Annotated in this window: 5 protein-coding genes and 1 pseudogene; 5 read left to right on the top strand and 1 reads right to left on the bottom strand. The window is 38.7% G+C overall.

Annotation, left to right across the window (positions count from 1 at the left end; genetic code table 11):
* Positions 1-20 precede the first annotated feature (20 nt).
* Together MKX36_RS11985 and MKX36_RS11990 are read left to right on the top strand one after the other, a co-directional pair.
* On the top strand, positions 21-10,130 hold the full coding sequence (locus MKX36_RS11985; RefSeq protein WP_340864742.1) for a non-ribosomal peptide synthetase: 10,110 nt from the start codon (positions 21-23) through the stop codon (positions 10,128-10,130).
* 23 nt (positions 10,131-10,153) lie between these two features.
* Positions 10,154-10,876: a thioesterase II family protein gene (locus MKX36_RS11990; protein ID WP_052679226.1), complete on the top strand. Its 723-nt coding sequence runs from the start codon at positions 10,154-10,156 to the stop codon at positions 10,874-10,876.
* 1,092 nt (positions 10,877-11,968) lie between these two features.
* Here MKX36_RS11990 and MKX36_RS11995 read toward each other — a convergent pair.
* Positions 11,969-13,168, bottom strand: coding sequence for an MFS transporter (locus MKX36_RS11995; RefSeq protein ID WP_340864743.1), 1,200 nt, complete (start codon positions 13,166-13,168; stop codon positions 11,969-11,971).
* Positions 13,169-13,290: 122 nt separating this feature from the next.
* Here MKX36_RS11995 and MKX36_RS12000 point away from each other — a divergent pair, with 122 nt between their 5' ends.
* The 3 genes and pseudogenes from MKX36_RS12000 to MKX36_RS12010 all read left to right on the top strand — a co-directional run bounded on the left by MKX36_RS12000 (position 13,291) and on the right by MKX36_RS12010 (position 17,343).
* A complete protein-coding gene (locus MKX36_RS12000; protein WP_340864744.1) occupies positions 13,291-14,184 on the top strand; it encodes a LysR family transcriptional regulator in 894 nt (297 codons plus the stop codon).
* Between the two features lie 334 nt (positions 14,185-14,518).
* Positions 14,519-14,848 (top strand): annotated as a pseudogene (locus tag MKX36_RS12005) (tyrosine-type recombinase/integrase); the annotation flags it as partial.
* A gap of 1,193 nt (positions 14,849-16,041) precedes the next feature.
* Positions 16,042-17,343, top strand: a complete 1,302-nt coding sequence (locus tag MKX36_RS12010) for a D-alanyl-D-alanine carboxypeptidase family protein (RefSeq protein WP_340864745.1) — start codon at positions 16,042-16,044, stop codon at positions 17,341-17,343.
* Positions 17,344-18,728 lie beyond the last annotated feature (1,385 nt).

An 18,728-nucleotide genomic window follows, 5' to 3' on the forward strand; every position in this document is an offset into this window, starting at 1 on the left:
GTATTTAAGGAGGAGTACTTATGAGTGATTTGAAGAAACAAAACATAAAAGATATGTACCGGCTCACTCCTATGCAGCAAGGGATATTGTACCACTATATGATGGATAAAAATTCAGACGCCTACTTTGAGCAGATATCACTTTCTATAAAAGGCATCCTGGACATTGATTGTGTTGAAAAGAGCGTTAATATCATTATTGAAAAGTATGACGCTTTGAGAACAATTTTTTTGTATGAAAATGTAGCCAAGCCCTTACAAGTAGTCATGAAGGAAAGAAAGCTGTCTGTCAGCTATGAGGATATTACCTCCCTTGCCGAAGAACTAAGGGATAGGTATATAGAAGAATACAGGGTTAAAGACAGAAAAAAGGGCTTTGACTTATCAAGGGATATTTTAACAAGATTAAGTGTAATTAAAACAGGCTACCAATCTTATAACATGGTATGGAGCTTTCATCACATCATTATTGATGGGTGGAGTCTCGCAAATATATTTAGAGAATTTATGGAAAACTATGAAGCCCTGATGAATATCCGGGAGCCGGAGTCAGGAAAGGTATATCCTTACAGCCGCTATATCAAATGGTTGGAAGGCAGAAATCAGAACGAGGCCGCAGATTACTGGGAAACCTATCTTAAAGGTTACGAGCATCAGACAGTCCTTCCCCAAAACGGCAGGTCTGCAAGTGATGATTTCAGGATTGAAGAAACGGAGTTTAAAATATCTGAACAAATAACTAGCGATCTTGAGAAGTTTGCAGCCAAAAACAATACAACCATGAGTACCATTATAAAGACCATATGGGGGATATTATTACAGCGGTATAACAATACCGATGATGTGGTGTTTGGTGAGGTGGTATCGGGAAGGCCTCATGAAATACAGGGAATTGAGAGCATGGTGGGTTTATTTATAAATACCGTTGCAGTAAGGGTGAGTTGTGATGAGGATAAAACTTTTACCGAACTGATCAAAGAGATGCAGCAATCGGTGCTGGAATCTGACCGGTACAGTTTCTATCCTCTGGCGGATGTGCAGTCAAAAACATGCTTGAAAGATGCCTTGATACATCATGTCATGGCTTTTGAAAATTACCCTATGGATGAAGCGGTTAATGCTTCATCCAGTAATGGCATTTTAAATGTAGTTGGAATGGAAATATTCGAGCAGACGAATTATGATTTTGGGATACTCGTTGATGGCGGTAAGGAATTATCTATTAAATTCAGTTACAACTCACTGGTATATGATGGTAATTTCATAGAAAAAATCAAGGGACATTTTCAGTCGGTAATAGAAATTGTAACCGATAATCCCGATATGCATATTAGGAATATTGATATACTCACCGAAGTGGAAAAGAAAGAAATAGTACACTGCTTCAATAATACAACGGAGGAATACCACAGGGAAAAGACCATTCACCAACTATTTGAGGAACAAGCGGTGAAGACACCTGACAATGCGGCAGTGGTGTTTGAGGGTAAGCAGCTAACCTATAGGGAACTCAATGAGAAGTCAAATCAGCTTGCAAGAGTGTTGAGGGATAAGGGAGTTAAACCAGACAGCATAGTGGGTATTATGGTAGAACGCTCACTGGAGATGGTCATAGGTATATTTGGCATACTTAAAGCCGGAGGGGCATATATGCCTATAGATCCTGACTACCCTAAGGCAAGAATCGAATATTTACTCGAGGACAGCGAGATAGGGGTGCTGATTTCCCAAAAGCAATTCCTGGAGAAAGTGGAGTTTTACGGGAAGTATATAGACATAGAAGATGAAAGCCTTTATGCCGGAAACCCTATGAACCTGGAAGTGGTATGTTCACCGCAAAATTTGGCATATATCATTTATACATCTGGGTCTACAGGAAAACCTAAAGGGGTTATGGTAGAACATAAAGGGGTAGCAAATCTGGAGGCGTTTTTCAAGACCCGCTTAAATGTAAGTGAAAGCGATAGGATTATTCAATTTGCATCAATTTCATTCGACGCTGCAGTTTGGGAAATATTTATGGGACTATTGGCAGGAGCAACACTATATATATCTTCAAGCGATATTATCAATGACTATCGAAGATTTGAAGAATACCTAAATGAAAATGAGATAACTATTGCTACTTTACCACCTCCGTATCTGGCAAATCTGGACCCGGAAAAAGTAACTTCCTTAAAGAAGGTAATTGCAGCAGGTTCGGCTTCCACTCCCGAACTTTTAAAGAAATGGAGCAACAGGATTTCATATATAAATGCTTATGGACCTACTGAGACAACCGTATGTGCAACGGTATGGAAAGCAGATGATTATGAGACGGCCGATAAGTCGGTACCTATTGGTAAACCTATTACCAATACCCGGGTGTTTATAGTTGATGAAAACAATAATCTTAAGCCCATAGGTGTTGAGGGTGAACTCTGTGTTTCCGGGGCAGGATTGGCGAGAGGATACTTGAAAAAACCGGAACTTACCAGGGAAAAGTATGTACCGAACCCATTTATGCCTGGAGAACTGATGTATAAAACAGGAGATCTTGCAAAGTGGCTTCCTGACGGGCATATTGCATTTGCCGGCAGAAAAGACCACCAGGTTAAAATAAGAGGGTATAGAATCGAGCTTGAGGAAATAGAAGCAGCCCTTTTGAAGCATGCTGATATAAATGAGGCGGTGGTCATTGACCGGGAGGATTCAAGTGTAGGCAGGTATCTTTGCGCTTATATAGTGTCTGACCGAGAAGTGACAGTGACCGAAATAAGGGAGCTTATATCTAAAGAGCTGCCCGATTATATGATTCCATCCTATTTTATGAGGATAGCAAAAGTACCGTTAACCATAAATGGAAAATTGGACAGAAAGGCGCTGCCGCTGCCTGATGGAAGAATAAATACAGGAACAGAGTATGCAGCGCCTTCAGGTGAAGTGGAGGAAAGGCTTGCGCTGCTGTGGCAGGACATCCTTGGAATAGAGAAGGTAGGAAGAAATGATAACTTCTTTATGCTCGGAGGACACTCGTTAAAGGCAACAAGCCTTGTAGCAAGAATTCACAAAGAGTTCAATGTAGACATACCTCTTAAGGAAATATTCAAGACACCAACCATCTTAGAAATTGCCAGCTACATTGAAGACTCAAAGGAGAGCCTATATCAGTCCATTCAACGTGCTGGGGATATGGAATATTATCCCATGTCATCCGCCCAGAAAAGACTATATATATTAAACCAGCTTGAAGGAGCTGGAATCGCCTACAATATACCTGGCATAATATTGCTGGAAGGTACTGTTGATAAAGCACGTTTTGGGCAGGCTTTTCATAGTCTGATAGAAAGGCATGAGAGCTTTCGAACCTCCTTCCATATGATCGAGGAAGAGCTGTCTCAGAAAGTCCATGACAAGGCGGACCTAAGTATCATGTACCTGGAAACCAGTGAAGAGAAGGTTCCCGAAATAGTGGAGAAATTCATAAGGCCCTTTGACCTTGGAAAGGCTCCACTATTAAGAGTTGGACTTGTAAAGATTGGAGAAGCCAGACATATTATGGTGTTTGACATGCATCATATCATATCGGATGGAGTGTCCAACGACATACTGATAAGAGAGTTTATAAGCTTATATGAAGGGAAAATACTTCCTCCACTGCGTATACAGTACAAGGACTACTCAGTTTGGCAGAGGGAATTGTTTGCAGGAGCTGCCATAAGTAAGCAGGAGGAATTCTGGCTCCAGACCTTTCAGGGAGAGATCCCTGTGCTGGATTTATCCACCGACTACCCAAGACCCGCAGTACAAAGCTTTGAAGGAGACTACATCAGCTTTGAAGCTGATAGCGAGCTTGCGGTTAGACTTAACAAGCTTGGATCAGACAATGGAGCTACATTATATATGACGCTTCTTGCTGCATACAATGTGCTGTTATCTAGATACACTGGACAGGAAGATATTATTGTGGGAAGTCCTATAGCTGGAAGGCCTCATGCTGACCTTCAAGACATCATAGGTATGTTTGTAAACACTCTGGCCATGAGAAACCACCCGCAAGGAGAAAAGACTTTTATTGAATTCTTGAAAGAAGTTAAAGAAAATGCTTTGAAAGCATACGACAATCAGGACTATCAGTTTGAAGAATTAGTGGATAAGCTGGACATAAGGAGGGATATGAGCAGGAATCCCCTCTTTGATACCATGTTTGCCATATACAATGTTGGAAAAGCAGAGCTCATAACGTCTGATCTAAGCTTCAAGCCGTACAACAAAGGGATAGAAGGCAGAATATCAAAATTTGACATCACCTTAAATGCATTTGAGACTGAGGATGGTATAGCCTTTGAACTCGAATACTGTACAAGACTGTTTAAGAAAGAAACAGTTGAAAGACTTGGGGCTCATTACATCAATTTGCTGGAAGAAATTGCAGCATACCCCGAAAAAAGGCTTTATGAAATCGAAATGTTATCACAGGAAGAAAAACAGCAAGTATTATACAGCTTTAACGATACTGCTCTCGAATATCCCCTGGATAAAACCATACACCAAATGTTTGAGGAGCAAGTGAAAAAGACTCCTGATCATATTGCAGTGGTTTTTGAAGGTAAACAATTAACCTACCGAGAACTGAATCAAAAGGCAAACCAATTGGCCAGGGCATTAAGAGAAAAGGGAGTAAAGCCTGATGATATTGTAGGCATAATGGTGGACCGCTCGCCTGAAATGGTTATAGGTATAATGTCAGTAATCAAGGCTGGGGGGGCGTACCTTCCTGTAGATCCTAATTATCCATTGGAAAGAAAAAGGTATATGATGGAGGACAGCAAGGCCAAAATTTTACTCACCCAAAATCATCTTATGGATCGTGATGATTTCGATGGTGAGATTATTGATTTATCTGATTATGATTATAATTTTATAAACGATGTGAATATAAAATGTATAAATAAGCCTGGTGATACAGCGTACATCATCTATACCTCTGGCTCAACGGGAAACCCTAAAGGTGTTTGCATTGATAATAAGAGTGTATTAAACCTGGTAGAGGGTCTGTTCCAGAGAATATATAGCAAATATGAATCACCGTTGAATGTTTGCCTCATTGCCCCTTATGTTTTTGATGCTTCGGTGCAGCAGATTTTCGCAGCACTGCTAATGGGGCATGCATTGTACATTGTACCGGAGGAAGCAAGGAAAGACGGTAAAAAGCTGCTGGACTTCTATAGTGAAAATAGGATTGATATTTCGGATGGAACGCCCATACACGTAAATATGATGTTAAATTCTCCTCCTATAGATAATAACCTAAAAGTGAGACATTTTATTATAGGCGGAGATGTTCTTCCATTTGATGCAGTAAAAGACTTCCTAAGCAGATTTGAGGATGTGCAACCTTGCATCACAAATGTTTATGGTCCTACCGAATGCTGTGTGGATTCTACGGAATATTTGATTACTGCGGCGGGGCTTAGTAGATTGGATAATATCCCCATAGGCCGTCCTTTGCCAAACACCAGAGCATTCATACTTGGTAAGAAATTAGAAGTAAATCCTATAGGTATCGCTGGGGATTTATATATATCTGGGGATGGTCTTGCCAAAGGCTATTTAAACAAGACGGGGCTTACTGCAGAAAGATTTGTATCTAACCCGTTTATAAAGGGAGAAAGAATGTATCGTACTGGGGACTTGGCAAGATGGCTGCCTGACGGGAATATAGAATTTTTAGGCAGGATGGACCACCAGGTAAAGATAAGGGGATTTAGAATAGAACTTGGAGAAATAGAGGCTCAGCTATTAAGACATGCTTCAATAAAAGAAGCTGTGGTTATTGTAAAGGAAGACCAACAGAAGAACAAGGATCTGTGTGCATATTTCGTTGGGGAAAATGAACTGACAATAACTGAACTAAGGGAATGCCTTTCAAAAGAATTGCCCGAGTATATGATCCCGGCATACTTCATGCAGCTGGATGAAATGCCTTTGACAGCCAATGGTAAGATAGACCGGAAGAACTTGCCCCACCCTGCTGCTCATTTAAATACTGGAGTAGAGTATGAAGCACCTTCAGGTGAAGTGGAAGAGAAGCTTGTACAATTGTGGCAGGATATCCTGGGGGTTGAGAAAATAGGGAGAAATGATAATTTCTTTGTGCTTGGGGGGCACTCATTAAAAGCAATAAACTTTGCAGCCAAAATTCACAAAGAGTTCAATGTAAATATATCTCTTAAGGAGATATTCAAGCTGCCGACAATTGCAGAAATTGCCAAGTACATCCAGGAAGCCCAAGAGAGTATTTATCAATCTATCCAGCCCACTGGAAAAATGGAATACTATCCTATGTCGTCTTCCCAAAGAAGGCTGTATATATTAAATCAGCTTGAAGGAGCAAGGGTGGCATACAATATGCCAGAGTTTATGTTGTTAGAAGGCAGTATTGATATAGAACGTTTTGAGAAAGCCTTAGATCAGCTGGTAAAAAGGCATGAGGCTTTCCGGACCTCCTTCCATATGGTAGATGGTGAACCGGTGCAGAAGGTCCATGATGAGGTGGAATTTAGTATCATGTACATGGAAACCGGCGAAGAAAAAGCCTCAGAAGCAGCAAATGAATTCATAAGGCCATTTGACCTTGGCAAGGCTCCTTTACTAAGAGCAGGGCTCGTAAAAATTAGAGAAGACAGGCATGTCATGATGCTTGATAAACACCATATCATATCTGACGGGGTGTCGGATGAAATACTGGTAAGAGAATTCATAAGCTTGTATGAAGGAATGAATCTTCCAGCACTTCAGATTCAGTACAAGGACTATTCCGTATGGCAGAATAAATTGTTTGCTGACGGCACAATCAGTAAACAAGAAGAATACTGGCTCCAGGCATTTAGGGGAGAAATACCAGTACTTGATATGCCGGTAGACTACCCAAGGCCGGCTATACAGAGTTTTGAAGGCGATATGGTCAGTTTTGAAACAGGCCGGGAACTTGCACATAAACTGAACAAGCTTGCCGTGGATCATGGAGCAACACTGTATATGGTGCTTCTAGCTTCATACAATGTGCTTCTTTTCAAATACACCGGACAGGAAGATGTCGTAATTGGAAGCCCTATAGCAGGAAGGCCACATACAGATTTGCAGGACATCATAGGCATGTTTGTCAATACCCTAGCTATGAGGAATTACCCTCAAGGTAAAAAGAATTTCAGCGAGTTTTTGATGGTAGTAAAAGAAAACGCTCTAAGGGCTTATGAAAACCAGGATTACCCATTTGAGGAACTTGTGGAGAAGCTTAGCATTAAGCGGGATTTGAGCAGAAATCCGCTGTTTGATACTATGTTTGTCTTGCAAAATAAAGAGGCATCAGAATTTAAGATGAATGGGCTAAGGTTCATGCCCTATGATAATGAGTTCAGGGCGTCCAAATTTGATTTGACCCTAAACGCCCAAGAGACCCAGAATAATATTGTATTTGGGTTAAAGTATGCTACTCGTCTGTTTAAGAAAGAGACAATAGAAAAACTTGGGGTCCATTTCATCAATGTACTGGAAGAGATCACAGCTCACCCCGAAAAGATGCTGTCCGAAATAAATATACTATCTCAGGATGAAAAACAGCAAATACTAAATAGTTTTAATGATACAAAGGCAGAATACCCTAGAGATAAGACTCTACATGAGCTGTTCCAAGACCAAGTGGAAAGGACACCTGATAATGTAGCTGTAGTGTTTGAGGACAAGCAATTAACCTACAGGCAGCTCAATGAAAAGGCAAATCAGCTTGCCAGAGCACTAAGAAGTAATGGTGTAAAGCAAAACAGCATAGTTGGAATAATGGTAGAAAGATCCGTAGATATGCAGGTTGGAATACTGGGAATTTTAAAAGCAGGAGGTGTCTATTTACCAATTTCAACCAAACTTCCTGAACTAAGAATAAAAAAATTACTGGAAGATAGTAATGCAACTATGCTGTTGACGCAATTACATTTAGCGGATAAAGCAGAGTTTTACGGTAATATATTACTGCTTGATTCCCCTGAAATATACATTGGAAGTGCTGAAAACCTTGATAAAATAAATAAACCAGAGGACTTAGCTTATATCATTTATACATCGGGATCTACTGGAGTTCCGAAGGGTTCAATGATAGAGCATCGAAGTGTAGTTAACTTGGTTTATGGACTAAGAAAGCTTGTCTATGAAAATTATGATAATTATTTAAATGTTGCCCTTGTGTCCCCTTACTTTTTTGACGCATCTGTAAAACAAATATTTGCGGCTTCTCTCCTTGGCCATACGCTGTTTATAGTTCCTGAGGATACAAGGCTAGATGGTGAGGGCCTTCTAAAGTACTATAACAGGAATTCAATTGCTGTTTCAGACGGAACACCAGCACATATAAAGCTTTTAACAGATACTGCCAGGTCTGGCGAAAGTCTTTCAGTTATGCAGTTTATTATCGGAGGGGAAGAACTTTCATGTAAAGGTATACAAGGTTTCTATGATCGGTTTAAAGATAATAACCCTACTATAACAAACGTTTATGGTCCAACAGAATGCTGCGTAGATTCAACTTATTACCATTTAAGCCGTGAGAAGGTGAGAAATCTAACAAGTATACCTATAGGTATGCCATTGCAGAATTATAAGATATATATACTTAATGAAGACATGAATATCTTACCGGTTAATACAACTGGTGAAATATATATATCTGGAGATGGGCTGGCAAAAGGCTATTTGAACAAACTTGAATTGACTACGGAAAAATTTGTAGCTAATCCTTTCAGCTCTGGAGAAAGAATGTATCGTACCGGTGATCTTGGAAGGTGGCTTCCTGACGGAAACATCGAATTTATAGGCAGAGTAGACCATCAGGTAAAGATTAGGGGCTTTAGGATAGAGCTTGGGGAAATAGAAGTGCAGCTATTAAAGCATCCTTCAATAAAAGAAGCTGCGGTAATTGCAAAGACAGACCAGGAGGGCAACAAGTATTTGTGTGCTTATATAGCAGGGGAAAGTGAATTTACAATATCAGATTTAAGGGCGCTTCTCTTAAAAGAACTTCCCGATTACATGATACCACAATACTTTGTTCAGCTGGAAAAGCTGCCTTTGACAGCCAATGGCAAAATAGATCGGAATAATTTACCCCAAAATGACGGTACTTTAGCTACATCAGTAGAGTATGTAGAGCCTTGCGGTGAAGTTGAGGAGAAGCTTGCACTGCTGTGGCATGATGCCCTTGGAGTACAAAAAATTGGTGTGAATGATAACTTCTTTGAACTGGGAGGATACTCACTGAAGGCAATATCCCTTATAAGCAGAATTTATGAACAGTTAAATGTTGAGGTACCACTAAAAGACTTTTATATGGCCCCAACCATAAAGGAAATTGCCCGTTTTATACACAATACGTACGCCAATGATTATATTACACCAAGTCCGGCAATTCATTTTAATTCAGCAATGGAGAGTCTTATGTTTGCATTCCCTCCAGGAGGAGGAAATGGAATAGCTTATGGTAGTTTATCAAAACAAATGAATGCTTATTCCATATATTCCTTTGACTTTATAGAAAATGAGAGCAGGATGGAGGAGTATGTGAAGGCAATTACTTCTGTCAAACCCGAGGGCCCATATATTCTATTTGGTTACTCGGCAGGAGGTAATCTGGCATTTGAAGTTGCTAAAGTATTAATTGAAACTGGACATCATGTATCCGATATAATCTTTCTGGATTCGGCTAAATCATTTGTCCTTATTGAGGAAGAAAGCGAAGATGCTAAGAAACTTGCTGAGCAACAGGATAAAGAATTTATAGAAGAAAATGAGAAACTTATAAAAGGCATGTTTGGAGATAACCAGGCAGTTATTGAAAAGACCATTGAAAGAATGAGAAATTATCATAAATACACTAGAAGTGTTATAAACTCGGGACAGATAAACTCCAATATCCATCTTATTATATCACAGCAGCAAGACAATGAAGGTGAAGCTGATTTATGTGAAGGATGGAGAGAGGCAACAACGGGAGAGTTCAAAGTATATAACGGATTTGGCAGTCATTTTGATATGTTAAGTACAGGATATATAGATAAAAATGCGGCTATTATTAAAGAAATATTGGAAGAGATCAACCAATAGTTCAGATATAAGGGGTAGATATAATGGATAAGATTAAATTGTTTTGTCTGCCGTATGCAGGAGGTTCTGCAGCAGTATATAAATATTGGGAACAATACTTGCATGATAGGATTGAGCTTTTCCCGATTGAGCTTGCGGGAAGAGGCAGCAGGATTGGTGAACCGTTTTACGGAAGTGTTGAAGAAGCGCTTGAAGATATACACCGTATTATCATAAGCAACCTTGAAGAACAACCTTATGCGTTGTTTGGCCACAGTATGGGCAGTGTACTTGTATATGAACTTGCCTATAGAATAAAGGAGCTCGGACATCCATATCCTGTCCATATGTTTATTTCCGGCAGATATCCTCCGGGTTTTGTAAGTAAGAAGAAGGTACTCTATGATTTGCCGGATAAGGAGTTTGTGGATGAGGTATTTAAGCTGGGAGGCACGCCCAAAGAGGTTCTGAAAAGCAATGAATTAATGGAGTTGTTTTTACCGATACTCAGAGCGGATTTTAGAATTACTGACACATACAGGCACATTGAAAAAAACGCTAAGCTTGACTGCGATATAAGTGTATTGTGGGGAAAAAGAGAAAAGGGAGCCACTATTTTTGACGTTGCAAAATGGCATGATTATACGTCCAAAAGTTGTAAAATTCACATGTTTGACGGGGATCATTTTTTTATACACGATTACAAAAGGGATGTAGCAGCAATAATAAATAGTAGTCTCATCGACTTTGCAGACAATGTTATGTGAAGACTGAAGTTTATTTAAAATTTAATATGAAATCCGATTTCGGTAGCACTCCTTGGTCACAATGGAAAATGAAGATCGAGATAGCGGATGCTTCAGTTTTTAAATGGATAGAACAAGGGAAGAGAGATGATTCAAATCGGTTTCTATTTACACCACAGGTTAGTTCAATTCAACATTTTACTCTGGAACCTAGAGTTAAATCCAAGTATTTTTTTAATGTGAAAGTTATTCAAGATGAATACTTTTAAACCATTAAGTGTAGCAATGAGAATTTACGAAAATTCAAGTGATGAAAATAAAAGAATTGAATCTTACGTTAATCAATATGTAGCGAAGTTAAGAATATAAAAACAAACATTTAAAAATCGCCTACTAAAGGCGATTTTTTATTTTTGACTGTGATAATATTTATCGGATATAATTAAATGTGAATAGGGAATGAGATAAAGTTCTTGTCATTTATGGGATAATGTTCTTGTCATCCGACAGAACAACAGCTGCAGCAGAAAACTACATCTATAAGGTTCTCTTCAGACATATTCACAAAACCCGTATTTCTTTTAGTTAATCAAAATATTTAAAAAAACCTGTCAATTAAGACTTTATACATAATGTGTCATATTATATATTCGATTAAGATAGTCAATATAAATATTTATAGTTTATATTTCATTTTATTGAAAAGTATCCTGCTATTTATTGATAAAGGCAGAAGTACACGTTTAGACTCTCATTTTAGGCATAAAATCCTATTCAATAAAATTAGAAAACAAAACCAGCAGATGATTTAATCATATGCTGGTTTTGTTCTTAGAGCATATTACTTTAATTATAGTTTTCTCCATCTAAATAGTCTGCCAACAAGAAATCCATAAAATAAATCAGGACGAAATTCTCTAAAACTGATTTAAAAACTTTAGAATATGATAAAAGCTATAAAACTAAAATTGTCGTTTAATATAGAAGTAACTGAGACTTTTTTACAAGAGTCTCAGTTATCATAGAATGATGTATAGCATAAAAATCAGGAAATTATATTTTAGATTTATCAATACGTTTTCGCCTTTAAAAGAGTTTCACATACCATACATATTATTTAGGGGAACTTACTATTTTCACATTTATAGTAGTTCGCGTCACAGGTTTGGCGATTTTCCAACCTAAGAAGATGACAACAAGTCCAAGTACAATTAACAGATACATAGTAGGACCGAAACTCCCGGTATAATCATATAGAACTCCGATTATAATAGGGCCGATCGCGCCGATCATATATCCAATTGCCTGCGTCATCGCTGACCATGTACTCGCTTCTAGCGGTGAATTTGTTTTATCAATAGGTAGCAGCAGCGTTAATGAAATGAGACCTCCTGCACTAATGCCGAGACAAATACTTGCTATGATTGGGGTTACATCTGTAAATCCGAGCAAAATCAAACCTACAATTTCACTTCCGATGAAAAATGTGATCCAAAATTTCCGACTTGGAATTGCGCGTAATAGCAAATGCAGGCAAAGCGTAACCGGTAACTGGGCAATCATACATAAAGTGCCGACTAGACCAGCATAAGAAGAATCATACCCTTTGTCCTCTACGATGGCAGGTAGCCACGCCGAAATACAATAAAATAAAAGAGTAGCCAGTCCTGCAAAAGCAGTCAACAACCAGGCTTGTTTGTTTTGGAGAGGTAGTGAACTCCTTTGCTGCGTGCTTGTTCTCTGTTTGAGAGTATGCGGATGATTCATGACCCCAATCCATAGCGGAATTGCGATAAGTGCAAAGACAAACCAAAAGCCGAGTCCAGCCTTCCAAGAATCACTAAACCAGTGTTGGATTGGTGTAGTTAATCCTACGGCAATCGAGGCTCCTACCACCATAAAGGTAGAATACATACCGATCATCAAGGCTACTTTATCTGCAAAGTAATTTTTTATAAACCCCGACATAAGTGGACTGACAATACCAACACCTACACCGATGAATAATGCTGTAATTAACAGATATAGGGGAGAAGTAGCGAAAAAGCGTAAGAATGTGGCAATGCCAATACATGCAATAAAAATTGTGATGACCTTTTCTGATTGAAAACGACTGGCAAGACGTCCAGCAAATAAGGAGCCGATTCCCATACATAATAATGGAATCGAAGTCAGCAGACTTGCCGTAGTTGAACTCATGCCTAGATCATCTGTTATGCCATGTAAGAGCGGACTTACCGAAGTAATTCCCGGTCGAAGATTAAAAGATGCTAAAATTAGCGCAAAGAAAAATAACTTGTAACGATTGGCCATACTTTAATACCTCCGATAATTTAAAAATACATCACTTTCTTTCACTATGAAAGATTTTCTTTATGTTACATGATATTTTACATATAATAAAATGAATATTTATTATAAAGGAGATACCAAAATTGATATGGAACGAAAACCAAATCAGACTTATCGTTAAAATATCGGACACAGGAAGTTTCACTAAAGCTGGAGAAGCTCTTCATATGACTCAACCTGCAGTCAGCCGGATAGTAGCAGCAGTAGAAGAGGAGTTAGGTACCAAATTAATACAACGAAACCGAAAAAACGGCTTAGTCTTTACCGAAGTAGGAGAAAGAATTTTAATTCTCTTCAGGAATATACTAGCCGACTTTCATAAAGTAGAGGAATTAGTCGCAGCGGAAAAAGGGTTGGAATTAGGCCGGGTTCATATTGGTGCTTACCCAACAGCATGTACCCGATTTATACCGAAAATTATACGTCGAATGGAGGAAGAACATCCCGGTTTGGAAATTAGGCTTTCTGAAGGAAGTGTAGCTCAGATTAAAGAATGGTTACGTACTCGAACAGTCGATGTTGGGATCATTATTCCGCCTAATGATGATTTTGATATCATTCCATTAGTCAAAGATGAGTTAGTTATCGCCTTACATGCTGATCATCCATTAGCCCAAAAGGACTCTATTGAAATTTCCGATTTGAAAGATGAACAATTGATTATAGGTCGGGGAGGTTACGAAGTACAGGTATACGCTATATTCAAGGAATGTAATATGAAGCCACATGTACGATTTGTGATAGAACAGATTGAAACGGCGATTAGTATGGTTCAAGAAGGATTAGGCAGCGTAATTACAACCCAAGGAGCACTGCCTGCTCTTCCAGAGTATGTGGTTAGTCGTCAAATTAAACCAGGTATATTTCGAGATATTCATGTTGCAGTGCCAGATCGAAAAGACATATCCAAAGCGACCGAGGTATTCATTCAAACAGCCTGTTCATTATTTGGCGACCGTTCAATATCTAGTCCGTAGATCATAGGATCATATAATGAACGAGACATGCGACAAAGCCCCTTATCGAGATCAATGAACCATTCGATAAGGGGCTTTATTTTGCAAGATCATGTATATACATTTCTATGTCTAGCAGTTTAATGCAATTTGAAAACTTCTTTGGCTAGCCATTCTAATAGAAATAATACAGGGAATTGAGTCGTGATATTCGCTGATTCATAATATTCTTCCGGTACATAGTAAGGAATATTAAGGTCGGAAATTTTAGCAATGGTTGATTGTCGATTATTTGTGATACTTATAATTTTATTTTTTTCCTGTTTGATTTGCTTTAAGAGTGGGAGTGTAAAGCATTTTCAATTTCCATCAGTTTAATCGTGAACGGGATACAGCCATTGTTTCCCTCATTTTAGGATCAGGACTTAGACTATCTGAGGTTGCAGGCATTAACGTCGAGGATCTGGATATGAATAAAGCCTTAGTTCGTGTTATACGAAAAGGTAATAAAGAACAATATGTATATTTCAGCAAGCAAGCGTTACTAGATTTAGAAAATTATCTGCAGGTCAGAGAATCCAGATATAAACCAGAGAAAACTGAAAGCTTTTTGTTTATTGCTGCTCCTATAGGCCGTAAAGGAAAAAGCCGTCGGCTAACACAAAGGCCAATTGAGAAACTGATCTCTGTGATGCCCCGAAAGGGGCATTATTGGCTACGAGTAGGATAGTGAAATACTAATTCTGATTTTTATTAGAAAATCCATGCATATGTCAGACGACAAGAAGATAAATACTTTCAAAGTCGCATAAAATGCGGTTTTTTTTGTTTAGCGGTACAAGTTCGTGCCCTAAGCTGCGGATACAACTTGTACCGATTGCCGATAAGAAAAAAGATCATGTTCCTATTACCGATCAGGAGTTATCTAATCGGTTGTCGCACGCTAATTCATTAAGCTAACGGGAAACGTTAGTTCAATAACAGCGGCAGTCTAAGGCTTTATTTATCAAGTCTTAGACTGCCGCTGCTTCTTTTAATGAATTCAGTCTAAAACTTTTTTTAAAAAAGCTGAGAAATCTCCAGTTCAAAAACTCCGTTAAATCAACAACTCCAGTCTAAGACTTTATTTTCACCGAACAGCAGCCAGTTCATTAACCTGCATGAACATGTTCTTATACTGATTAGCGATTAATAAATATAGGCATGGTATGGTAGGTAGAGCTTGGTTAGGTTAGTACTTTTAGAGGGAATCATTATTCCAGCATATTCTTGATCTTTCTTTATATATTATGATGCCATAGACAAGCTTCAGCGTATCATAGGAGAAGCCTAATGTTAGGAAAAAGGCAAGGAATAAAAACTGATGCCAACATGGATTGAAATTTTTACATAAAGATTGCTTTTCCCAAAAAATCTCGAATGGTATTCGTTTATAATGGGTTATCCCTCCAATGTTTTCCAATGGTCATTCAAACACAGTAAAGCAAGTTTCATTGCTTTACTTAAATCCATCATAAAAAACAAATCCTGAAGAACGAGGTAAAGAATTTCTTAAGACTAGAAAAAAATTAAGGTTGACATTAAATCATTTAGTTCTATAATTCTCATATATCGCAAAATACCGATATGTAAAGATGAGATAATCTTAAACAAGCTTGAAGTGTCACATGGAAACATTATACTTGATCTTCAAGTTCCCCCGACAGCCCTGCTTGGCTCAGGTGGAGAGCAGTTCGCCATTGAAGCGCTAAAACATATATTTTTTCAATTTGGTAAGGTGAGTTCTATTGAACTTTTGGTTGAAGGAGAACATATAGAAAGCTTAATGGGACACATCGATTTGGAACGTCCAATGATCAGAAATGAGGATAGAGTACATTGATTTTTAGAATGTTCAAACCATTAATCACAGTAATCGTCGTTTTTATTCTGGCAATATATGTGTTACCCCTCTCAGTTTCAGCTACGAACCAAGGAATACTTAACTCATCGGGGATGTCTGACATACCGACTGTGAAATCGTTGCATCTTAATGTTAAATCCGCCATTCTCATTGAACAAACTACAGGAGACGTTCTATTGTCCATAAATGCCGATCAGGGCTTTGCGCCGGCAAGTATGGTCAAAATGATGACAGAGTACATTGTTGCCAAGAAAGTTAGAACAGGAGAACTATCCTGGGATGACATCGTTACAGTCAGCGATCATGCATCTAAAAGCATAGGTAGCCATGCATTTCTTGCAGAAGGAGATCAGCATACGGTAAAAGAACTGTACACCGCAATGGCAGTGGGATCCGCGAATGATGCTGCCATTGCTCTTTCTGAGCATGTATCAGGCACAGAACAGAAGTTTGTAACACTTATGAATGAGGAAGCCAAACGCATGAAACTGACTAAAACCCATTTTATCAATGCTACCGGACTGAGCCGCGCCGACATGCCGGAAGGCTTTCGCCCTAATGAAATGGGAGAAACGCTGATGTCAGCAAAAGACGTGGCCACATTGGCGAAAAACCTTATTCAAGATGAACCAGATTATGCTGATGTCACATCCATTCCATTTTACAAGATGCGTAAGTCCGATAAAGATCCAATTGTCAATTCAAACCGGATGCTAGAGACTAACAAAGCTATTCCGAGTTATGCTTATGAGGGCTTGGATGGGCTCAAGACAGGATATACCAAAAGCGCAGGCTATTGCTTTACCGGAACTGCAGAGCGCAATGGTATGCGTTTAATCAGTGTTGTCATGGGGACTCCATCGATGGGGAGCCGCTTCGAAGAGACGGCAAAGGTATTAGACTATGGATTCAATCACTTTACAATGAATCAAGTAATTCTTGCTGGGAGTTTCGTCTCTGGGATGGAAACGTCTCCTGTCAAGGGCGGGAAAGAAAGAAATGTTCAGATAGTAACAAAAGATGATGTTTATTTTATTCTCCCGAAATCAGATGTATCTACACAACCTATTGCTACAGTCAATTTAGTTCCAGGTGGGCTCGCTGCCCCTGTGGTAGCTGGTACAAAAGCTGGAACGGCGACATTTACATACGTAGTCAAAGGGCAAAGCGTCGTACAATTAAGAACTGTTGATTTAATCACTGAGCGAACAGTGGAGAAAGAAAACTGGTTTATGTTACTCCTTCGGTCAATTGGTGGTTTCTTTAGTGCTGATTAGCAGTGTCATGATGCTTTGAAAGATTATGAATTGGAGAACGAATAAGGTCTTTTAATTTGAACAGAATGAGAAACAAAAAAGAAGTATACAGCAGCACGATTTCGAGTGGAGACTGATCCCTTGCTAAGTCACTCCATGATTGAAACCATTTTCGAGCATGAAAGAAGCTGCCAAGTTTGAAGAGGGGTTTAAACTCGTCTTCTTTCATAAGTTGTCTCTTACAACCGATGATTGTCCTTCGGTTGTTCTATTTTTTGTGATGAAATTTTTTGCAGTAAAAGCTTTTTTCAGAATGAAGATTTTTTTTCAAGTAAAAGGGATGTAAGTTTGAACGCTTTTACAGTTTTGGGGGAAATAAAATCAAGGGAGAATTAATATGTACATAGTTACGTATACATATGCACAAAAGCCGTGTTTCTTTTAGTTTGATTAAATTATTATTTAGTCTTTATTTAATAAGAATTTTATATATGTGTCACAATATATATATTTTATTGTAAGTATAGGTTTAAGCCATAGACACATCAAACTCTTTATATACGGATGATCATGAAGGGGGTGAACTCTCTCAGGCTGGGGTAAGTATCCAGCAAGGCTGTCAGGAGCAGTATAAGTTTCGAATGCATCAATAAAATCTAAAATTATAACTCCTCTCATTAAACTGAACTTGTCAGTATAACGATAAAACAGTTTATATAACCTGTCATCCGTCCCTATCAACCCTATGAAAAGTTGATCAAGCAAAACATTCAGAAGTAAAAAAATGATGCTATGGTAGGACTGACTCCATAAAGTGAAATAACTTAAAGTACCTTCAAATGAATGCAATCATGTCGCAAGATATGGAGACAACCTTGAGGTGTTTTTGTTGTTCGTGATAAGAATCAACTAAATAAATGCAACTTAAAATGAGTTTGACTGGTATTCCGGTCTAAGGAGTTGTGGAGCAACTGAGCATACTAAATAGGCACAAGTGAGGCCAGGATGAGAGGGAATCGCGGTGGCGAATGAAACGGATTGGAGCAGCCTATCGGTAAACAATACGGCTACGGGAAAGAAACCCTAGTTTACGTCTGAGTCGAAGAAGTTAGGCAGAAATGGGCTTTTGAAATAACAATGAGTGTTCTAAAAAGTGAGAGAAGGTGTCATTAAAGATCATAGTAGAGTGGGCGGGCTTTATTTGGCAAGAATTCAGTGTCACACAAGCACTAGTATGGATAAAAATCCTCTGGAATAACATGTAGCATAATAAAAAGCACGTTCGTGTCTTTAAAGTGGATTCGCCGATTCCTGATAATCGTGGTGTGATCCGGACTTGATAGGTTAAACCCAAGTCTACAACCAACGTTAAGCAAGTTCGTTTGAATTTTATGTTCAAGCGGCTG

The organism is Paenibacillus sp. FSL W8-0439, from assembly GCF_038008995.1.
Classification (GTDB): domain Bacteria; phylum Bacillota; class Bacilli; order Paenibacillales; family Paenibacillaceae; genus Paenibacillus; species Paenibacillus polymyxa.

Excerpts from the sequence above, each read along its gene's own strand:
- MKX36_RS11985 (WP_340864742.1), top strand. The coding sequence starts at position 21 with ATGAGTGATTTGAAGAAACAAAACATAAAAGATATGTACCGGCTCACT.
- MKX36_RS11990 (WP_052679226.1), top strand. The coding sequence starts at position 10,154 with ATGGATAAGATTAAATTGTTTTGTCTGCCGTATGCAGGAGGTTCTGCA.
- MKX36_RS11995 (WP_340864743.1), bottom strand. The coding sequence starts at position 13,168 with ATGGCCAATCGTTACAAGTTATTTTTCTTTGCGCTAATTTTAGCATCT.